The organism is Streptomyces sp. NPDC000075, from assembly GCF_040301925.1.
In the GTDB taxonomy this organism is placed as follows: domain Bacteria; phylum Actinomycetota; class Actinomycetes; order Streptomycetales; family Streptomycetaceae; genus Streptomyces; species Streptomyces polychromogenes.
Map to the genome: position 1 here is coordinate 45,862 of NZ_JBEPFL010000006.1, position 19,610 is coordinate 65,471.

The 19,610-nt window shown below is 72.1% G+C and carries 20 protein-coding genes; 14 read left to right on the forward strand and 6 right to left on the reverse strand.

Annotated elements, in window-relative coordinates:
• Positions 1-7: 7 nt before the first annotated feature.
• Together ABT403_RS09540 and ABT403_RS09545 are read right to left on the reverse strand one after the other, a co-directional pair.
• A complete protein-coding gene (locus tag ABT403_RS09540) occupies positions 8-1,339 on the reverse strand; it encodes a D-arabinono-1,4-lactone oxidase (protein WP_344166103.1) in 1,332 nt (443 codons plus the stop codon).
• On the reverse strand, positions 1,287-2,543 hold the full coding sequence (locus tag ABT403_RS09545) for an MFS transporter (RefSeq protein WP_344166104.1): 1,257 nt from the start codon (positions 2,541-2,543) through the stop codon (positions 1,287-1,289). Before ABT403_RS09545 ends, ABT403_RS09540 begins: the two co-directional genes overlap by 53 nt.
• A gap of 185 nt (positions 2,544-2,728) precedes the next feature.
• On the opposite strand from ABT403_RS09545, the gene ABT403_RS09550 reads away from it, so the two are divergent.
• Together ABT403_RS09550 and ABT403_RS09555 are read left to right on the forward strand one after the other, a co-directional pair.
• Positions 2,729-3,895, forward strand: a complete 1,167-nt coding sequence (locus ABT403_RS09550) for a ferrochelatase (RefSeq protein WP_344166105.1) — start codon at positions 2,729-2,731, stop codon at positions 3,893-3,895.
• A gap of 8 nt (positions 3,896-3,903) precedes the next feature.
• Positions 3,904-4,707: an inositol monophosphatase family protein gene (locus tag ABT403_RS09555; RefSeq protein ID WP_425580280.1), complete on the forward strand. Its 804-nt coding sequence runs from the start codon at positions 3,904-3,906 to the stop codon at positions 4,705-4,707.
• Positions 4,708-4,856: 149 nt separating this feature from the next.
• Here the strand turns inward: ABT403_RS09555 and ABT403_RS09560 are convergent, their stop codons facing one another.
• On the reverse strand, positions 4,857-5,024 hold the full coding sequence (locus ABT403_RS09560; RefSeq protein WP_167747608.1) for a hypothetical protein: 168 nt from the start codon (positions 5,022-5,024) through the stop codon (positions 4,857-4,859).
• 271 nt (positions 5,025-5,295) lie between these two features.
• On the opposite strand from ABT403_RS09560, the gene ABT403_RS09565 reads away from it, so the two are divergent.
• From ABT403_RS09565 to ABT403_RS09580, 4 genes are all read left to right on the forward strand, one after another.
• Positions 5,296-5,949 carry a response regulator transcription factor gene (locus ABT403_RS09565; RefSeq protein ID WP_042809534.1) on the forward strand — a complete coding sequence of 218 codons (654 nt, stop codon included), beginning with the start codon at positions 5,296-5,298 and terminating at the stop codon, positions 5,947-5,949.
• Between the two features lie 4 nt (positions 5,950-5,953).
• Entirely contained in the window at positions 5,954-7,198 is a 1,245-nt protein-coding gene (locus ABT403_RS09570; RefSeq protein ID WP_344166106.1) for a sensor histidine kinase, read from the forward strand.
• A gap of 383 nt (positions 7,199-7,581) precedes the next feature.
• Positions 7,582-7,878 (forward strand): DUF4193 domain-containing protein, encoded by a 297-nt coding sequence (locus ABT403_RS09575; protein WP_344166107.1) that lies wholly within the window; start codon positions 7,582-7,584, stop codon positions 7,876-7,878.
• Between the two features lie 9 nt (positions 7,879-7,887).
• Positions 7,888-8,850: a hypothetical protein gene (locus ABT403_RS09580; RefSeq protein ID WP_425580281.1), complete on the forward strand. Its 963-nt coding sequence runs from the start codon at positions 7,888-7,890 to the stop codon at positions 8,848-8,850.
• 14 nt (positions 8,851-8,864) lie between these two features.
• On the opposite strand, the gene ABT403_RS09585 is transcribed toward ABT403_RS09580, so the two are convergent.
• The gene (locus ABT403_RS09585; protein WP_344166108.1) at positions 8,865-9,338 is read right to left on the reverse strand and encodes a DUF3093 domain-containing protein; all 474 of its coding nucleotides are present in this window, start codon (positions 9,336-9,338) and stop codon (positions 8,865-8,867) included.
• 58 nt (positions 9,339-9,396) lie between these two features.
• Between ABT403_RS09585 and ABT403_RS09590 the strand changes: the two genes are divergently transcribed.
• The 7 genes from ABT403_RS09590 (at position 9,397) to ABT403_RS09620 (ending at position 15,938) form a co-directional block, all read left to right on the forward strand.
• Positions 9,397-9,981 (forward strand): PaaI family thioesterase, encoded by a 585-nt coding sequence (locus tag ABT403_RS09590; protein ID WP_344166109.1) that lies wholly within the window; start codon positions 9,397-9,399, stop codon positions 9,979-9,981.
• A complete protein-coding gene (gene dut / locus ABT403_RS09595; protein WP_344166110.1) occupies positions 9,981-10,523 on the forward strand; it encodes a dUTP diphosphatase in 543 nt (180 codons plus the stop codon). The genes ABT403_RS09590 and dut overlap by 1 nt, the downstream gene beginning before the upstream one ends.
• Position 10,524: 1 nt before the next feature.
• The gene (locus ABT403_RS09600) at positions 10,525-11,292 is read left to right on the forward strand and encodes a DUF3710 domain-containing protein (protein ID WP_344166111.1); all 768 of its coding nucleotides are present in this window, start codon (positions 10,525-10,527) and stop codon (positions 11,290-11,292) included.
• A gap of 160 nt (positions 11,293-11,452) precedes the next feature.
• A complete protein-coding gene (locus tag ABT403_RS09605; protein WP_344166112.1) occupies positions 11,453-14,062 on the forward strand; it encodes a DUF4118 domain-containing protein in 2,610 nt (869 codons plus the stop codon).
• Positions 14,059-14,745 (forward strand): response regulator, encoded by a 687-nt coding sequence (locus ABT403_RS09610; protein ID WP_344166113.1) that lies wholly within the window; start codon positions 14,059-14,061, stop codon positions 14,743-14,745. Before ABT403_RS09605 ends, ABT403_RS09610 begins: the two co-directional genes overlap by 4 nt.
• 56 nt (positions 14,746-14,801) lie before the next feature.
• Positions 14,802-15,221 carry an OB-fold nucleic acid binding domain-containing protein gene (locus ABT403_RS09615; protein WP_344166114.1) on the forward strand — a complete coding sequence of 140 codons (420 nt, stop codon included), beginning with the start codon at positions 14,802-14,804 and terminating at the stop codon, positions 15,219-15,221.
• Positions 15,222-15,224: 3 nt separating this feature from the next.
• Positions 15,225-15,938 carry a DUF3159 domain-containing protein gene (locus ABT403_RS09620; protein ID WP_344166115.1) on the forward strand — a complete coding sequence of 238 codons (714 nt, stop codon included), beginning with the start codon at positions 15,225-15,227 and terminating at the stop codon, positions 15,936-15,938.
• Between the two features lie 58 nt (positions 15,939-15,996).
• On the opposite strand, the gene ABT403_RS09625 is transcribed toward ABT403_RS09620, so the two are convergent.
• Positions 15,997-16,659 (reverse strand): potassium channel family protein, encoded by a 663-nt coding sequence (locus tag ABT403_RS09625; RefSeq protein ID WP_079430188.1) that lies wholly within the window; start codon positions 16,657-16,659, stop codon positions 15,997-15,999.
• Positions 16,656-17,324: a potassium channel family protein gene (locus tag ABT403_RS09630; protein ID WP_344166116.1), complete on the reverse strand. Its 669-nt coding sequence runs from the start codon at positions 17,322-17,324 to the stop codon at positions 16,656-16,658. Before ABT403_RS09630 ends, ABT403_RS09625 begins: the two co-directional genes overlap by 4 nt.
• 210 nt (positions 17,325-17,534) lie before the next feature.
• On the opposite strand from ABT403_RS09630, the gene ABT403_RS09635 reads away from it, so the two are divergent.
• The gene (locus ABT403_RS09635) at positions 17,535-19,589 is read left to right on the forward strand and encodes an APC family permease (RefSeq protein WP_344166117.1); all 2,055 of its coding nucleotides are present in this window, start codon (positions 17,535-17,537) and stop codon (positions 19,587-19,589) included.
• The last annotated feature ends 21 nt before the right edge of the window (positions 19,590-19,610 follow it).

Consider the following 19,610-nt stretch of genomic DNA (forward strand, 5'->3'; position numbering starts at 1 on the left):
GCGGGCGTCAGTCCCCGAGGACCCGCCGCAGGTAGTCGTTGCCGAACACCCGGTCCGGGTCCAGCCGGTCGCGCACCGCCGTGAACTCCCCGAAGCGCGGGTAGGCCCCGGCCAGGTACTCCGCGTCCCGGGTGTGCACCTTGCCCCAGTGCGGGCGCCCGCCGTGGGCGGTGAAGATGCGCTCGGCCGCCGTGAAGTAGGCCTGGTAGGGGGTGCCCCGGTACATGTGCACCGCGATGTACGCCGTCTCCCGCCCCGAGGCCGTCGACAGCGGGATGTCGTCCGCCGGGGCCGTCCGCACCTCCACCGGGAAGCTGATCCGCAGGCCGGAGCGGTCGACCATGGCCTTGAGCTCGCGCAGCGCCGCGACCGCCCGCTCGCGCGGGAGGGCGTACTCCATCTCCACGAACCGCACCCGGCGCGGGCTGGTGAACACCTTGTACGGGATGTCGGTGTAGGTGCGCGCCGACAGGGCGCGGCTGGCGACGCGGGCGATGGTGGGGATGGCCGCGGGGACCGCGCGGCCCAGCGAGTTGACGGCCTGGAAGAGGCCGTTGGACAGCAGCTCGTCCTCGATCCAGCCGCTGACCGCGCCGGGCGGGGCGGCGGGCCCCTGGCTGCGGTTGTTGCGCTTGGTGTTGCAGTTGCCGGTGTGCGGGAACCAGTAGAACTCGAAGTGCTCGTTCTCCGCGACGTGCTGGTCGAACTCGGCGGTCACCCGGTCGAAGGGCATCGGCTCCTCACGGGCGGTCAGGAGGAACAGCGGCTCCACCGCGAAGGTGATCGAGGTGACGACGCCCAGCGCGCCGATGCCCAGGCGGGCGGCCGCGAACACCTCCGGATTCTCCTTCTCGGAGCAGACCAGCAGCCGGCCGTCGGCCGTGACCAGCTCCAGCGCGCGGATCTGCGCGGCGATGGAGGCCGAGTCGCGGCCGGTGCCGTGCGTGCCGGTGCTGGTGGCGCCGGAGACCGTCTGCTCCATGATGTCGCCCATGTTGGTCAGCGACAGGCCCTGGGCGGCCAGGGCGCGGTTGAGGTCCTTCAGCGCCGTGCCGGCCGCCACGGTGACGGTGCCCGCGGCCCGGTCGACCGACAGGATCCCGCTGAGCGCCTGCGGCCGTATCAGCACGCCGTCGGTGGCCGCGGCCGCCGTGAAGGAGTGGCCGGTGCCGACCGCCTTCACCCGCAGGCCCTCCGCCGCGGCCCGGCGGACCGCCTCCTGGAGCTCACCGACCGAGGCCGGGGCCACCACCCGCGCCGGCGTGGCGCGGACGTTGCCCGCCCAGTTACGCCACGCGGTCCGCCCGCTCTCCGCTGCTGTCCCCGATGTCGCCGTCACGCGAGGGCTCCTCCCCTTGCGCCGGCCTCGTCAGCCGGCGGTAACCCGCGAACGCCACCGCCGCCGCGGCGGCCCCCGACGAGATCGAGACGACGTAACCGCGCTGGGCCCCGGCCGCGTCGATGACCAGACCGGTCACGGAGGAACCGACCGCGACACCGACCGCCAGGCCGGTGCTGATCCACGTCATGCCCTCGGTGAGCTTCGCGCGTGGTACGTGCGCTTCGATCAGGGCCATCGTGGTGATCATCGTGGGAGCGATGGCGAGGCCCGAGACGAAGAGCGCCACGGCCAGAAACGGAAGGTTCCCGGCCAGTAGGAGGGGGATCATACTCACGGCCATCGCACAGATGCCCAGTACCCACCGGCGTTCCATCCGCCCCTTGAGATGGAGCAGGCCGAAGACGATGCCCGCCAGGCAGGATCCGGCCGCCCAGATGGCCAGGATGAAGCTGGCGGCGGACTTGTGACCCTGCTCCTCGGCGAAGGCGAGCGTGGACACGTCGATGGAGCCGAAGATCGCGCCGGTCGCCACGAAGGTGGCCGTCAGCACCTGGAGTCCGGGGGAGCGCAGGGCCGACGAGCGGTCGCCGTCCAGGCTGCGCGGATGGGGCGGCGGCTCGGTGGCGCGCTGCGCGGTGAGCAGCCAGACGCCGACGAGCAGGCAGCCGGCGGCGATCACCGGACCGGCCTCCGGGAACCAGGTGGTGGACAGCCCGATGGCCAGGATCGGGCCGAAGATGAAGCAGACCTCGTCGATCACGGACTCGAAGGAGTACGCGGTGTGCAGGTCGCGGGGCGCGTCCCGGTAGAGCTCGGTCCAGCGGGCGCGGACCATCGAGCCGACGCTCGGCACGCAGCCCGCGACGGCCGCGAAGACGAACAGGGTCCAGTCGGGCAGTCCGTTGGCGGCGGCCAGCACCAGGGCGGTGACCGAGGCGACGGAGACCAGGGTCGCGGGCCGCAGTACCCGGCGCTGCCCGTACTGGTCCACCAGTCGCGAGACCTGGGGGCCCATGACCGCGGCCGCCAGGGCGAGGGTGCCGGTCAGGGCGCTCGCCATCGCATAGCGGCCGGTGATCTCCGAGATCATCGTGAGGATCCCGACGCCGACCATCGATATCGGCAGCCGGCCTATGAGGCCGGCGGCGCTGAAGGCCTTGGTGCCGGGGGCCGCGAATATGGCGCGGTAGGGACTGGGCAAGGGCTCTCCGTAAGGGACGTCTTCGGCCCATACAGGTTACGACCGCCGACGAGGCACCCGCACGGGGAATATGGCGACACCGACATTTCAGACGGCGGAACTTAGGGTCACCTTACCTGTGAACCGTCCCGGCATACGGACCGGCCGGTTCTCCGGCGCGCACCCCGGGTGGCAGGATTCGGGGCATGTCAGACCAGCTCCGTGCTCCCGACGCGCCCGCGGCCGAAGGCCTCGCGGCCCCCTACGACGCCCTCCTGCTGCTGTCCTTCGGCGGCCCCGAGGGACCCGACGACGTCGTGCCGTTCCTGGAGAACGTCACCCGCGGCCGAGGCATCCCGCGCGAGCGCCTCAAGGAGGTCGGGCAGCACTACTTCGGCTTCGGCGGGGTCAGCCCGATCAACGGGCAGAACCGGGAACTGCTGGCCGCGCTGCGCAAGGACCTCGCGGACGCCGGGGTGGACCTGCCCGTCTACTGGGGCAACCGGAACTGGGCCCCGTACCTGACCGACGTGATGCGCGAGATGGTCCGCGACGGGCGCCGCCGCATCGCCGTCCTCGCCACCAGCGCGTACGCCTCGTACTCCGGCTGCCGCCAGTACCGCGAGAACCTCGCCGACGCGCTGGCCGCCCTGGCCGAGGAGGGCCTGGAGCTCCCCCGCGTGGACAAGTTGCGGCACTACTTCAACCACCCCGGCTTCGTGCGGCCCATGATCGACGGGGTGCTGGCCTCGCTCGCCGCCCTGCCCGAGGACGTACGGGCCGGCGCCCACCTCGCCTTCACCACGCACTCCATCCCCACCGCGGCCGCCGACACCTCCGGCCCGGTCGAGGACCACACCGGGGGCGGCGAGGGCGGGGCCTACGTCAAGCAGCACCTCGACGTGGCCCGGGTCATCGCCGACGCCGTCGCGGCCGAGACCGGCACCGACCGCCCCTGGAAGCTCGTCTACCAGTCCCGCAGCGGCGCCCCGCACATCCCCTGGCTGGAGCCGGACATCTGCGACCACCTGGAGGCCCTGCACGAGCAGGGCGCGCCGGCCGTCGTCATGGTCCCCATCGGCTTCGTCTCGGACCACATGGAGGTCCTCTACGACCTCGACACCGAGGCCACGGCCAAGGCCGCCGAACTGGGCCTGCCCGTCGCGCGCTCCGCGACCGTCGGCGCCGACCCGCGCTTCGCCGCCGCCGTACGGGAGCTGGTGCTGGAGCGCGCCGCCCGCGAGCGCGGCGAGCGCCCCGCCGAGTGCTGGGTGGGCGCCTTGGGCCAGAGCCACGACCTGTGCGCGGTGGGCTGCTGCCCGTCGCGCGCACCCCGCCCGGCGGCCGCCGGCGCGGACAGCCCGTACGCGTAGGGGGCGACGTGATCTCCGAAGAGCTGAAGGCCGAACTGCTGGCCGTGGGTCTGGAGGCGGCCCGGCGGGCGGGAGAGCTGCTGCGCGACGGCCGCCCGGCCGACCTGGCGGTGGCCGCGACCAAGAGCAGCCCGATCGACGTCGTCACCGAGATGGACCTCGCGGCGGAGAAGCTGATCACCGGCATCCTCGCGGAGCGCCGGCCCGAGGACGGGCTGCTCGGCGAGGAGGGCGCGGACGTCCCCGGCAGCAGCGGGATCCGCTGGGTCGTCGACCCGCTGGACGGCACCGTGAACTACCTCTACGGGCTCCCGGGCTGGGGCGTGTCGATCGCCGCCGAGTACGGGGGCGAGACCGTCGTGGGCGTCGTGGAGGCGCCGATGCGCGGGGAGACGTACCACGCCGTCCTCGGCGGCGGGGCCTGGTCGGGCGGCGCGCGGCTGGCCTGCCGGGCGGCCGCCCCGCTGGACCAGGCGCTGGTCGCCACCGGGTTCGGGTACCTCCAGACGAGGCGGGAGCACCAGGCCGAGGTGGCCCGGCGGATCATCCCCCGGGTACGGGACATCCGGCGCGCCGGCTCGGCGGCGCTCGACCTGTGCGACGTCGCGGCGGGCCGGCTCGACGGCTACTACGAGCGCGGGCTGAACCCCTGGGACTACGCGGCGGGCGAGCTGATCGCCCGCGAGGCGGGCGCGCTGACCGGGGGGCGGCCCTCCGAGCCGGCCTCCGGCGAGCTGACCGTCGCGGCCACCCCGGCGGTGTTCGCCTCGCTCCAGCCGCTCCTGGAGGAAGCCGGGGCCTGGCACGACTGAACCCGGGCCCGGACGCGAACGGACCCCCCGCCGCGGGTGCGGCAGGGGGTCCGTCGCCGTTCGGGGCGCCGTACCGGAGCGGGGGCTCCGGCGGGGGCGCCGTCGCTCGGGCCGAGGCGGCCGGTGGCAGGCCGGGGCGGGTGCCCCGGTCAGGCCGCCTTGACCGCCACTCCGTGCTCCGCGGCGAGCCGCTGGAGGTCCTCCAGCGCGGCCTGTTCCACATCCGCGAGGTAGTCGTCGCCCGTCTCACGGGCCTTGCTCAGGTCCGACTGCGTGGCGCTGATGCGCTGCAGGAGACCCGCGGTGAATGCGTCCATGGTGGGTGCGCCCCCTCTTCGTGGGTCGCGGCGTACCTGCGCGGGGCAGTCCGCCGTCAGGGAGTGGATGGGGTGTGCAGACGTCCTCCCCGGCACCCTGGGCCCAGAAACCTCGTAAGGCGAGGGAATCCTCACGTCCGCCGCCTCCGGGGCCCCGGAAAGGGCGTCAGGGGCGCCTTACAGCCGGTTTACGGCCGAAACCGGCAGGATGGAGGCGCAATACAGGTGTGCCCTCAGGAGTGCCCTCGGGGGCTCGAAGGAAGGAAACGACGTGCGCGTACTCGTCGTCGAGGACGAGCAGCTGCTCGCCGATGCGGTGGCCACCGGCCTGCGCCGGGAGGCCATGGCCGTGGACGTCGTGTACGACGGCGCCGCGGCCCTGGAGCGCGTCGGGGTGAACGACTACGACGTGGTGGTGCTCGACCGGGACCTTCCGCTGGTGCACGGCGACGACGTCTGCCGGAAGATCATCGAACTCGGCATGGCCACCCGCGTCCTCATGCTCACCGCCTCCGGTGACGTCAGCGACCGCGTGGAGGGCCTGGAGCTGGGGGCCGACGACTACCTGCCCAAGCCCTTCGCCTTCAGCGAGCTGACCGCCCGCGTCCGGGCCCTGGGACGGCGGACGACCGTGGCGCTGCCCCCGGTGCTGGAGCGGGCCGGGATCAAGCTCGACCCCAACCGGCGTGAGGTCTTCCGCGAGGGCCGGGAGGTACAGCTGGCGCCCAAGGAGTTCGCGGTGCTGGAGGTGCTCATGCGCAGCGAGGGGACCGTGGTCTCCGCCGAGCAGCTGCTGGAGAAGGCCTGGGACGAGAACACCGACCCGTTCACCAACGTGGTCCGCGTGACGGTGATGACCCTGCGCCGCAAGCTGGGCGAGCCGCCCGTCATCGTGACCGTGCCCGGCTCCGGCTACCGGATCTGACCCGGTGGCAGCGACCCCCTCGCCGCCGGCGGCGCCACCGAAACCGACCTGGGACCCCGGCCAGCCCGAGGGTCCTTTCCCTTGGCTGCGGCCGACCATCCGGATACGGCTCACGCTGCTCTACGGCGGCATGTTCCTGATCGCCGGGATCCTGCTGCTGTCGATCATCTACCTGCTGGCCGCGCAGGCCCTGCGGGAGGGCAACGCGCTCCCGTTCAAGATCGTGGGCGGCCAGAAGGTCGAGGTCTCCAGCAGCACCTGTCCCGGTGTGGGCATCGACCAGTCGATCGAGCAGTTCAACGCCGCGATCGGGCAGTGCATCCTCGACCAGCGCAAGCACGCGCTGGACGACCTGCTCAGCCGCTCGCTGATGGCTCTCATGGGTCTGAGCGTGATCGCCTTCGCCTTCGGCTACGCGATGGCCGGCCGGGTGCTCTCGCCGCTGGGCAAGATCACCCGGACCGCCCGCCGGGTGGTCGGCTCCGACCTGACCCGGCGGATCGAGCTGGACGGGCCGGACGACGAGCTGAAGGAGCTCGCCGACACCTTCGACGAGATGCTCGACCGGCTGGAGCGGGCCTTCACGGCCCAGCAGCGGTTCGTGGCCAACGCCTCGCACGAGCTGAGGACCCCGCTGGCCATCAACCGGACGCTGCTGGAGGTCCACCTGTCGGATCCCGGTGCGCCGGTGGAGCTCCAGCAGCTGGGCAAGACGCTGCTGGCCACCAACGAGCGCAGCGAGCAGCTCGTCGAGGGCCTGCTGCTGCTGGCCCGCAGCGAGAACCAGATCGTGGAGCGCAAACCCGTGGACCTGGCCGAGGTCGCCTCGCGCGCCATCGACCAGGCGCGCGGGGAGGCACTGGCCAAGGGCGTGGAGATCCGCGGCGAGCGCGCGCTGGCCGTGGTCCAGGGCAACGGCGTGCTGCTGGAGCGGATCGCCCTCAACCTGGTGCAGAACGCCGTCCGGTACAACGTGCCGGAGGGCGGCTGGGTGGAGGTCACGACCGAGATCCAGCACGGCCAGGCGGTGCTGCTCGTCTCGAACACGGGTCCCGTGGTTCCCGCGTACGAGGTGGACAACCTCTTCGAGCCCTTCAGGCGGCTGCGTACGGAGCGAACGGGGAGCGACAAGGGTGTGGGCCTCGGCCTGTCCATCGCGCGCTCCGTGGCGCGCGCACACGGCGGCCGCATCCTGGCGACCCCGCGCGAGGGCGGCGGCCTGGTGATGCGTGTCACGTTGCCCCTTTGATCCGCCCCCGGGTTGTTCGCTGTCAGCGGAATGACCCGGCGGGGCGGAGCTGCTCGGCTGTGTGATCGATCACATTGTCGAGTGTCCACGCATGCGCGTTCCGTGACCCCGCGACGGCCGGAAAGCCCGGGAAGTCCGGGTTTCCGGCCCCTCCAATGGCGGGAAATACACGGGGTGGCGTTCGTGCAAGACGGCCCCCGGACCGTGTACGGTCCCGGTCGTCATCCCAGCCGCGGGCCCCTGTGGGCATGGGGCTGGGTGTCGATTGAGTAACAGACCTTGATGTGAGGCAAAATCTCCGCCTCAGGTCGGGCACAAGTCCGGCCTCTCGCGCGTTACGTGCGCTGAGACACCGCTAAATCCCAGAGGGGGAGAGCGAAAAAATGGCAACGGACTACGACACCCCACGCAAGACCGACGACGACGTCGACAACGACAGCATCGAAGAGCTCAAGGCTCGACGGAGCGAGAAGTCGTCCTCCAACGTCGACATCGAGGACTTCGACGGCGCCGAGACGCTGGACCTGCCCGGCGCGGACCTCTCCAACGAGGAACTGGCCGTACGGGTGCTGCCCAAGCAGGCCGACGAGTTCACCTGCATGAGCTGCTTCCTGGTGCACCACCGCAGCCAGCTGGCTCGTGAGAAGGACGGCCAGCCGATCTGCCGTGACTGCGACTAGGTCTCGGCCGTGACCGGCTCGACGCCGTTCCGGAAGCTCCGCTTTCGGAAGAACGGCGGACCGGGGGCAGGAGCGCGGGCGGAAGCCACGGGCCCGGAAACGGGCCCCGGGGCCGTCGGCGACCCGGCCGCCGGGACGACTGTCGTGCCGTCCGACACCGCCGCGGCGGTGCCGCCGGCGACAGTGGCGGACGAGGAGTCCCGGGGCAAGCCCGGGACGCGTCGGATGCAAGCCGTCAAGAACGGTGTGCGCAAGGGCGGCGAAAGCGCGCGGAACGCCGCCCTGTACATCACCGACCTGATCATCGAGAACGCCCCGCGCGTTCCGGTCCGGGACCTCGCGACACTGCGCGCGCAGTTCCCCGGCCTCGGCCCCGAACAACTGGCCGACAAGCTGATCGCCGGCGCCGCGAACGCCACCTCGACCGTGGGCGCGGGCGTCGGCGCGGCCGCCATGATGCCGGTCCCGCCCGCCATGCCGGCGGAGCTGGCCGCCGAGATCACCGGCGTCGCCGCCATCGAGCTGAAGCTCATCGCCGAACTGCACGAGGTCTACGGACAGCGGCCGCCCGGCACCCTGAAGGACCGCAGCCTCGCCTACCTCACGGCGTGGACCGAGGAACGCGGGATCGACCTGACCAAGCCGACCACGCTCAACGCGGCGCTCGGCGGCCAGATGAAGCGCGAACTGCGCCAGCAGATCATGAAGCGGATGTTCCGCAACCTGCCGAACCTGATGCCGTTCATGGTGGGCGCCGCCGTCGGCGCGGTCATGAACCGCCGGGACACCAGGAAACTCGCCGAGAAGGTGCGTACGGACCTGCGCCGCCGGGCCGTGCCCTGGGCGGCCCTCCCCGCCGCCGGGTCCCCGCAGCGCCCCGTCCAGGCCCTTCCCGGGGCCGCCCCGGCCGCACTGGAACCCCCCGACGCGGACGCCGACGCGGATCCGGACGTGGACGGGTTCGGCCGCTGACCGCCCCCCGGCGTTCAGGCCTGGCGGGCGGAGGCCTCCCGCGCCGCCCGGACCGCGGCGGCCAGGGCCTGCGGCTCGCGCGTGGAGACGTACACGTACGGGGTCGGGTCCGCCGGGTCCGTGACCTCGATCCGGACCGCCGTCGGGATGTAGCTGCGCATCAGCATGAAGGCCCGCATGTCGGCCTTGTACGTGCGCCAGGCCCGGGCCTCCTCGCCCTCCAGCACCTCGGGCTCGCCCAGGGCCGACACCGGGATCCGGGACTCGCCCGCCGCCAGCACCCCGTTCACCACCCGCACGCGCGCGGAGCCGATCGAGCTCACCAGCATCCCCGCCAGCGCTCCGCCGCCGACGAACCCGGCCAGCAGCGGCAGGGTGCCCAGCGGGAGCGTGATCAGCGCACCGGCCACACCGGTCAGCGCGGCGATGCCCCACCAGGAGCGGGGGGCGGACAGGCGTTCTTCGTGGTGCGCGGGGGAGGGCTGCATGCCCACAAGCCTCCCACGAGGCGACCGGCGGGTAGCCGCGCGGGTAAGGTCTGCGGCTGTGAGTGGACGAAACACAGCGTTGACGCCGCCGGCCGATGCCGTCGCTCCGGTCCGGCATCCCGATGCCCCGGCACCCGGAGAGCTCCTCGGTGCGCACTACGAACACTGTTTCGGGTGCGGCGGGGGCCAGCCCCACGGGCTCCACCTGGAGGCCCGCGCGGGCGAGGGCGTACGCGTCACCGCCGAGTTCACCGTCCGGCCCGCCCACCAGGGCGCGCCCGGCCTCGCCCACGGCGGGGTGCTGGCCACCGCGCTCGACGAGACGCTGGGCTCCCTGAACTGGCTGCTGCGGGTCATCGCGGTGACCGGCCGGCTGGAGACCGACTTCGTGCGGCCCGTCCCGGTGGACACCGTGCTGTACCTGGAGGCCGAGGTCACGGCCGTCGCCGGCCGCAAGATCTACTCCACGGCCGTGGGCCGGATAGGCGGCCCGGACGGCCCCGTCGCCGTCCGCGCCGACGCGCTCTTCATCGAGGTGAAGGTCGACCACTTCATCGACAACGGTCGGCCCGAGGAGATCCGGGCGGCGATGGCCGACCCGGACCAGGTCAGGCGCGCACGCGCCTTCGAGGTGAACCCCTGATGTCCCAGAACAACGGACCCCGTCATGAGCTCGACGTGCTGATCCGCCGCGTCGACCCCGAGGTGCCCATCCCCGCCTACGGCCACCCCGGCGACGCCGGCTGCGACCTGGTGACCACCGTGGCCGCCGAGCTGGAGCCGGGCGAGCGGGCCGTGCTGCCCACCGGCGTCTCCATCGCCCTGCCCGACGGGTACGCCGCCTTCGTGCACCCCCGGTCGGGCCTGGCCGCCCGCTGCGGGCTCGCGCTCGTGAATGCCCCGGGGACGGTGGATGCCGGGTACCGTGGGGAGATCAAGGTGATCGTGGTCAATCTCGACCCGCGCGAGAGCGTCCGGTTCGAGCGCTTCGACCGCATTGCCCAGCTGGTTGTCCAGCGGGTCGAGAAGGTCCGCTTCCACGAGGTGGCGGAACTTCCCGGCTCGGCCCGGGCCGACGGGGGGTTCGGCTCCACCGGCGGTCATGCGGCCGTGGCCGGATCCGGCGCTGGTCAGCAGGGTGGGAATGGCTACGCTTCGGTCGTAACCGACCGGGAAGGACAGTGACGTGTTCGGACGTCGCAAGAAGAACGACTCCGCCGACGACGGCGGCGCGGCCGAGCAGGTCGACGGCGTGCGCGCCGACGAGGCGGCCGAAGCCGGGGAACCCCGCCGGCTGAACCTGCCGCCGGCCCCGCGGCCGGACGGCCCCTGGGACGTCTCCGAGGTGCCCGGAAACCCCGCCGACGGCCGGGTCGACCTGGGCGGCATCCTCGTACCCGGTGTCGAGGGCATGGAACTGCGCGTCGAGGTGGCCGGGGACGCGATCGTCGCCGCCACCGTGGTCCTGCGGGACAGCGCCGTCCAGCTCCAGGCCTTCGCCGCCCCCAAGAAGGAGGGCATCTGGGGCGAGGTCCGCGACGAGATCGCCTCGGGCATCACCCAGCAGGGCGGTCTGATCGACGAGGTCGACGGCCCCCTGGGCTGGGAGCTGCGCGCGCAGGTCCCCGTACCGCTGCCCGACGGCCAGACCGGTGCCCAGCTGGTCCGCTTCGTCGGCGTCGACGGCCCGCGCTGGTTCCTGCGCGGCGTCATCTCCGGCCAGGGCGCGGTGCGCCCCGAGTCGGCCGGCGTGCTGGAGCAGATCTTCCGGGACACCGTCGTCGTGCGCGGCGACGGCCCGATGGCCCCGCGCGACCCCATCGTCCTGAAGCTGCCGAACGACGCCCAGATGGTGCCGGACGGCGTGCAGACGGCCGAGGAGCAGGAGAGCTCCCGCTTCTCCGGCGGCATGGGCCAGCTGGAGCAGGGCCCGATGATCACCGAGATCCGCTGAACCGGCGGACCCCGGCGCCACCCGTTTCCAGACCGCGGGCCGTACTCCTCCGGGGATACGGCCCGCTGCCGTACCCGCCGGGCGTCAGGGATGCGTCAGGGATCCCCCTCCGGCGGCCGATCGGTGCGTGAACAGCGCAAACGTCCCCGAGAATGAGCGCATGGGACGCGGCAGGCTGAGGATCTATCTGGGCGCGGCACCCGGTGTGGGCAAGACGTACGCCATGCTCTCCGAGGGCCACCGGCGGGTGGAGCGGGGCGCCGACTGCGTCGTCGGCTTCGTCGAGCACCACGGGCGCCCGCGCACCGAGGTCATGCTGCACGGCCTCGAACAGGTGCCACGGCGGGAGATGGTCCACCGGGGCGCGTCCTTCAGCGAGATGGACGTGGACGCGGTCCTCGCGCGCCGCCCGGCCGTGGCCCTCGTCGACGAGCTCGCCCACACCAACGTGCCCGGCTCGCGCAACGCCAAGCGCTGGCAGGACGTCGAGGAACTGCTGCGCGCCGGCATCGACGTGGTCACCACCGTCAACATCCAGCACCTGGAGTCCCTCGGGGACGTGGTCGAGACGATCACCGGGGTGCGCCAGCGCGAGACCGTCCCGGACGAGGTGGTCCGCCGGGCCGACCAGATCGAGCTGGTCGACATGGACCCGCAGGCCCTGCGCCGGCGGATGGCCCACGGCAACATCTACCAGCCCGACAAGGTCGACGCGGCCCTGTCCAACTACTTCCGCCCCGGCAACCTCACCGCCCTGCGCGAGCTGGCGCTGCTGTGGACGGCCGACCGGGCCGACGAGTACCTCCAGCGGTACCGCGGCGAGCACGGCATCCGCTCCACCTGGCAGGCCCGCGAGCGCATCGTCGTCGGCCTCACCGGCGGCCCCGAGGGGCGCACGCTCATCCGCCGGGCCTCCCGGATGGCCGCGAAGGGCTCCGGCAGCGAGATCCTGGCCGTCTACATCGCCCGCAGCGACGGGCTGACCTCGGCCTCCCCGAAGGAGCTCGCGGTTCAGCGGACCCTGGTCGAGGACCTGGGAGGAACGTTTCACCATGTGATCGGCGACAACGTCCCCGAAGCCCTCCTCGCCTTCGCCCGCGGGGTCAACGCGACCCAGATCGTCCTGGGCTCCAGCCGCCGCAAGGCCTGGCAGTACGTCCTCGGCCCCGGGGTGGGCGCCACGGTGGCCCGTGACTCGGGACCCGACCTCGACGTGCACATCGTCACCCACGAGGAGGTGGCCAAGGGGCGCGGGCTGCCCGTGGCCCGCTCCGCCGCCCGGCTCGGGCGGACCAGGATCGTCGCGGGCTGGCTGGTCGGGGTGGTCTTCCCGGTGCTGCTGTGCCTGCTGCTGACCCACATCAGCACGGACCCCGGCCTCGCCAACGACATGCTGCTGTTCCTGGGGCTGACGGTGGCGGCCGCTCTGCTGGGCGGCCTCTGGCCGGCCCTCGCCTCGGCCGCCTTCGGCTCGCTGCTGCTGAACTACTTCTTCGTCGAGCCGCTGCACCGGTTCACCATCTCCGACCCCCGCAACATCATGGCCATCTCGGTCTTCTTCGGGGTCGCCGTCTCGGTGGCCTCGGTGGTGGACCTGGCCGCCCGGCGCACCCACCAGGCGGCCCGGCTGCGGGCGGAGTCCGAGATCCTGTCCACCCTGGCCGGGAGCGTCCTGCGCGGCGAGACCGCCCTGGACGCGCTGCTGGAGCGGGTCCGCGAGACCTTCGCCATGCGGTCGGTGGCGCTGCTGGAGCGGGCGGACGAGCGGGAGCCCTGGACCCGGGCCGCCGGAGTGGGCCCCGGCCCGGCGGCCCGGCCCGAGGACGCCGACGTGGACATGCCGATCGGCGACCACATGGCGCTGGCCCTGTCCGGGCGGGTGCTGCCCGCCGAGGACCGCCGGGTGCTCGGCGCCTTCGCCGCCCAGGCCGCTGTGGTGCTCGACCGCCAGCGGCTCGTCGGCGAGGCCGAGGAGGCCCGCCGGCTGGCCGAGGGCAACCGGATCCGCACCGCCCTGCTGGCCGCCGTCAGCCACGACCTGCGCACCCCTCTGGCCTCCATCAAGGCCTCCGTCAGCTCCCTGCGCTCGGACGACGTGGAGTGGTCCGAGGAGGACCGGGCCGAGTTGCTGGAGGGCATCGAGGACGGCGCCGACCGGCTCGACCACCTGGTGGGCAACCTGCTCGACATGTCCCGGCTGCAGACCGGCACCGTGACCCCGCTGATCCGGGAGATCGACCTCGACGAGGTGGTCCCGATGGCGCTGGGCGGCGTACCGGAGGACAGCGTGGAGCTGGACGTGCCGGAGACGCTGCCGATGGTGCGGGTGGACCCGGGGCTGCTGGAGCGGACGGTGGCCAACGTGGTGGAGAACGCCGTCAAGTACAGCCCCCGCGGCCGGCGGGTGCTGGTCGCGGCCAGCGCCCTCGGCGACCGCGTCGAGGTCCGGGTCGTCGACCGCGGCCCCGGGGTGCCCGACGAGGCCAAGGACCGCATCTTCGCCCCGTTCCAGCGGCACGGCGACGCCCCGCGCGGCGCCGGGGTGGGCCTGGGCCTGGCGGTGGCGCGGGGCTTCGCCGAGGCCATGGACGGCACCCTCGCCGCCGAGGACACCCCGGGCGGCGGGCTGACCATGGTGCTCACCCTCCGCGCCGGAACCCCGCACCGCCCCGACGGCGTTGACCACCCGGAGCCCCGCGCGCCCCAGCGGGCCGGGGACCTCCCCGACCTGCCCGACCTCCCCGAACGACAGAAAGCAGGACCCCCATGACCCGGGTGCTCGTGGTGGACGACGAGCCGCAGATCGTCCGAGCCCTCGTGATCAACCTCAAGGCCCGCAAGTACGAGGTCGACGCCGCGGCCGACGGGGCGGGCGCCCTGGAACTCGCGGCCGCCCGCCACCCCGACGTGGTGGTCCTCGACCTCGGCCTGCCCGACATGGACGGGGTCGAGGTGATCAGGGGGCTGCGCGGCTGGACCCGCGTCCCGATCCTCGTCCTCTCCGCCCGGCACAGCTCCGACGAGAAGGTCGAGGCCCTCGACGCGGGCGCCGACGACTACGTCACCAAGCCCTTCGGCATGGACGAGCTCCTTGCCCGCCTGCGCGCGGCCGTCCGCCGGGCCGAGCCGCCCGCCGGGGCGGGCGAGGACGAGGTGGTCGTCGAGACCGACGGGTTCACGGTGGACCTCGCGGCCAAGAAGGCGGTCCGCGAGGGACGCGACGTACGGCTCACCCCCACCGAGTGGCACCTGCTGGAGGTGCTCGTGCGCAACGGCGGGAAGCTGGTCAGCCAGAAACAGCTCCTCCAGGAGGTCTGGGGGCCCTCCTACGGGACCGAGACCAACTACCTGAGGGTCTACATGGCCCAGCTGCGCCGCAAGCTGGAGGCGGACCCCTCGCACCCGCGGCACTTCATCACCGAACCGGGCATGGGCTACCGCTTCGAGAAGTAGTGGGGCGGGGGCGGTGGGGCTTCGAGTGCCGGCGGGGGCGCCGGTACGCTTCCTGTATGAGTGCTGAACCGCGTCCCGAGAAGCCCGCGAAACCGGCCAGGCCGGCGGGCCGGTTCCGCCGGATGATTGAGCGGCTGTCCACCTCCCAGGAGGAGCTGCATTCGGCGGAGCTGCAGGAGGACGCAGAAGCCGCGGGGTGCACGCGGATCTGCGACTGCCACGACCGCCAGATAGTCAAGGTGACCGGAACCCTGCGTACCGTCACCCTGCGGCCGCGCGCGGGCGTACCCGCCCTGGAGGCGGAGCTCTTCGACGGCTCGGCCGCGCTGGACGTGGTGTGGCTCGGGCGTCGCTCGATCGTGGGAATCGAGCCCGGGCGGCGCATGATCGCCTCCGGGCGGATCGCGATGAGCCACGGGCGCCGGGTCCTCTTCAACCCGAAGTACGAACTCCGACCCGTGGGACAGGAGCAGTAACCGGTGACGTCACTCGACCGTCCGACCCCGCCCGAGTCCGCCCCGGCCCCCTCCGGGGACCAGAAGGAGGTCACGCAGGCGGCGCTGTTCGACGCCTTCGGCGGCATCCGGGGCACCGTGGAGACGATGCTCCCCGGCCTGCTGTTCGTGATGATCTACACGATCAACAAGGACGTGAAGATGTCCGCCATCGCGGCGGGCGTGGTCGCGGTGCTCCTGGTGATCGTGCGCCTCGTGCGCAAGGACACCGTCAAGCACGCCTTCAGCGGGGTCTTCGGCGTGGGCGTCGGCGTGGCCTTCGCCCTGTTCACGGGCAGCGCCAAGGGCTTCTACCTGCCCGGCATGATCTACGGCGTGGGCCTCGGCGTCGCCTTCACGCTCTCCGCGCTGGTGGGCTTCCCGCTGCTGGGCGTCATCCTGGGGCCGGTCTTCAAGGAGAACCTGTCCTGGCGCACCCGCAACCCCGGCCGCAAGAAGGCCTACACCAAGGCCAGCCTGGCCTGGGGCCTGATCTTCCTGGCGAAGTACGCGATCCTCTTCCCGCTCTACTGGTGGGGTGACGAGACCCAGCTGGGCTGGGTGCTGATCGCGCTGAAGCTCCCGCCGATGGTGCTCGCCGTGTACTTCACCTGGGTCTTCCTGGCGAAGGCGCCGCCGCCGATCGACGTGATCGCCGAGTACGAGGCCGAGGAGGCCGCCCGCGAGAAGCGGGGCTGAGCCCGGACACGGCGAAGGGGCGGGGTGACGGTGGTCACCCCGCCCCTTCGGCGTTCCCTCAGTGCTTGGCCTGGAGGAGGTCCTCCAGCTGCTCCTCACGGGCCTGGGCGGCCACGAAGAGGAGCTCGTCGCCCGGCTCCAGGGTCTCCTCGCCGTGCGGGGTGAGCACCCGGTTGCCGCGGATGATCGTCACCAGCGAGGTGTCCTCGGGCCAGTTGATCTCGCTGATCTGGGTACCGGCGACCGAGGAGTCGGCCGGCAGGGTCAGCTCGACGAGGTTGGCGTCGCCGTGGCTGAAGCGCAGCAGGCGCACCAGGTCGCCGACGCTGACGGCCTCCTCGACCAGGGCCGACATCAGGCGCGGCGTGGACACCGCCACGTCGACGCCCCAGGACTCGTTGAAGAGCCACTCGTTCTTCGGGTTGTTCACCCGCGCCACGACCCGGGGGACCCCGTACTCGGTCTTGGCGAGGAGGGAGACGACCAGGTTGACCTTGTCGTCACCGGTGGCGGCGATGACCACGTTGCAGCGCTGGAGCGCCGCCTCGTCGAGCGAGGTGATCTCGCAGGCGTCGGCCAGCAGCCACTCCGCCTGCGGCACCCGCTCCACCGAGATGGCGGTCGGCGCCTTGTCCACGAGGAGCACCTCGTGGCCGTTCTCCAGCAGCTCGCCCGCGATGGAGCGGCCCACGGCCCCGGCTCCGGCGATCGCGACCCTCATGCGTGTGCCTCCTCGGGACCCTCGGCGAAGGCCGCCTCGACCTTGTCGATCTCGTCCGTGCGCATCATCACGTGGACGAGGTCGCCCTCCTGGAGCACGGTCTGCGAAGTCGGCAGCATGGCCTCGCCCAGGCGGGTGAGGAACGCGACGCGCACGCCCGTCTCCTCCTGGAGCCTGCTGACCTTGTGCCCGATCCAGGCGGGGGAGGTGTGCACCTCCGCGAGCTGGACGCCGCCGCTCGGGTCCCGCCACAGGGGCTCGGCGCCCGACGGCAGCAGCCGGCGCAGCATCTGGTCGGCGGTCCACCGCACGGTCGCGACGGTGGGGATGCCCAGGCGCTGGTACACCTCGGCGCGCTTGGGGTCGTAGATGCGGGCGGCGACGTTCTCGACGCCGAACATCTCGCGGGCCACGCGGGCTGCGATGATGTTGGAATTGTCACCACTGCTGACCGCGGCGAAGGCTCCGGCCTCCTCGATCCCGGCCTCGCGCAGGGTGTCCTGGTCGAAGCCGACCCCGGTGACGCGGCGGCCGCCGAACGAAGCCCCGAGCCGGCGGAATGCGGTGGGGTCCTGGTCGACCACGGCGACCGTATGCCCCTGCTGCTCCAAGGTCTGCGCGAGAGCGGAACCCACTCTTCCACAGCCCATAATGACGATGTGCACGGCCGTCCTTCCGGCTGACAGCGGCTCGCTGGTTTCCAGCCTCATTGCATGCTCTGGCTAAACAGGGTCTCAGACCATGGCCCAAGCTACACACGGGCGGTCACCGGTGTGACCATTTGGGGTCCGCGCGGTGCCTCATTGGCGGCGCATTGGTGAGGATCACGGACCGGGGGTTCGTCAGTCCTATATCGAACGCTTACGATCCTCTGCGTGTCCAAACTGACCGACGTGCCCAAACGGATCCTGATCGGCCGGGCGCTGCGCAGCGACCGCCTCGGGGAAACGCTCCTCCCCAAGCGGATCGCCCTTCCCGTCTTCGCCTCCGACCCGCTCTCGTCCGTGGCATATGCCCCCGGCGAGGTCTTGCTGGTCCTGTCGATCGCGGGTGTGTCGGCGTACCACTTCAGCCCCTGGATCGCGGTCGCGGTCGTCGTGCTGATGTTCACCGTCGTGGCCTCCTACCGGCAGAACGTCCACGCGTACCCCAGCGGCGGCGGCGACTACGAGGTCGCCAACACCAACCTCGGCCCCAAGGCCGGGCTGACGGTGGCGAGCGCCCTGCTCGTCGACTACGTCCTGACCGTCGCCGTGTCCATTTCCTCCGGCGTCGAGAATCTCGGCTCGGCCGTCGATTTCGTCATCGAGCACAAGGTGCTCTCGGCGATCATCATGATTCTGCTCCTCACGCTGATGAACCTGCGCGGAGTGAAGGAATCCGGGAAACTCTTCGCCATCCCGACGTACGTGTTCGTCGGCGCCGTCTTCGTCATGATCGGCTGGGGCGCCTGGCGCGGCCTGGTCATGGGCGACACCATGACGGCGCCCACCGCCCACCTGGAGATCAAGGCCGAGCACCAGGGGCTCGCCGGCTTCGCGCTGGTCTTCCTGCTGCTGCGCGCCTTCTCCTCCGGCTGTGCCGCCCTGACCGGCGTCGAGGCGATCAGCAACGGCGTGCCGGCCTTCCGCAAGCCCAAGAGCAAGAACGCCGCCACCACCCTCGCCCTCATGGGCGGCCTGGCCGTCACCATGTTCTGCGGGATCATCGGCCTGGCCATGGCCACCAAGGTGCGCATGGCCGAGGCCCCCGCCACCAACCTGCTCGACAACGGCGTCCCGGTCGGCGACGGCTTCGTCCAGCACCCGGTGATCTCCCAGGTGGCCGAGGCCGTCTTCGGCAACGGCAGCATCCTGTTCGTCGTCCTGGCGACCGCGACGGCCCTGGTCCTCTTCCTGGCCGCCAACACCGCGTACAACGGCTTCCCGCTGCTCGGCTCGATCCTCGCCCAGGACCGCTACCTGCCGCGCCAGCTGCACACCCGCGGCGACCGGCTCGCCTTCTCCAACGGCATCGTGCTGCTCGCGGGCGCCGCCATGCTGCTGGTGTGGATCTACGACGCCGACTCCACCAAGCTGATCCAGCTCTACATCGTCGGCGTGTTCGTCTCCTTCACGCTCAGCCAGATCGGCATGGTCCGGCACTGGAACCGCCACCTGTCGACCGAGCGCGACCAGGCCGCCCGCCGCCGGATGCACCGCTCCCGGGCCATCAACACCTTCGGCGCGATCTTCACCGGGCTGGTGCTGGTCGTCGTCCTGGCCACCAAGTTCACGCACGGCGCGTGGGTCGCCCTGCTGGGCATGCTGATCTTCTACGGCACCATGACGGCCATCCGGAAGCACTACGACCGGGTCGCCTCCGAGATCGCCGCGGACGAGGGCCCCAGCGACGACAGCGTGCGCCCCTCCCGGGTCCACTCCATCGTCCTGGTCTCCAAGGTCCACAAGCCCACCCTGCGCGCCCTGGCCTTCGCCAAGCTGACCCGCTCGGACACCCTGGAGGCGCTCAGCATCAGCGTCGACCCGGCCGAGACCAAGGCGCTCAAGGCGGAGTGGGAGCGGCGCGGGATCAACGTCCCGCTGAAGATCCTCGACTCGCCCTACCGCGAGATCACCCGCCCGGTGGTCGAGTACGTCAAGGGGCTGCGCAGCGAGAACCCGCGCGACGCCGTCAGCGTCTACATCCCCGAGTACGTCGTCGGCCGCTGGTACGAGCACCTGCTGCACAACCAGAGCGCCCTGCGCCTCAAGGGCCGGCTGCTCTTCACCCCCGGCGTGATGGTCACCTCGGTGCCCTACCAGCTGGAGTCCTCGGAGCTCGCCCGCCGGCGGGCCCGCAAGCGCCAGGAGTGGAACGCCCCGGGCGCGGTGCGCCGCGGCCCCGTCGACACCCCGCGGCCGCGTGCGAAGGACCCGGCGGGGAAGTAGCCCCGGCGGGTGGCGAACGGC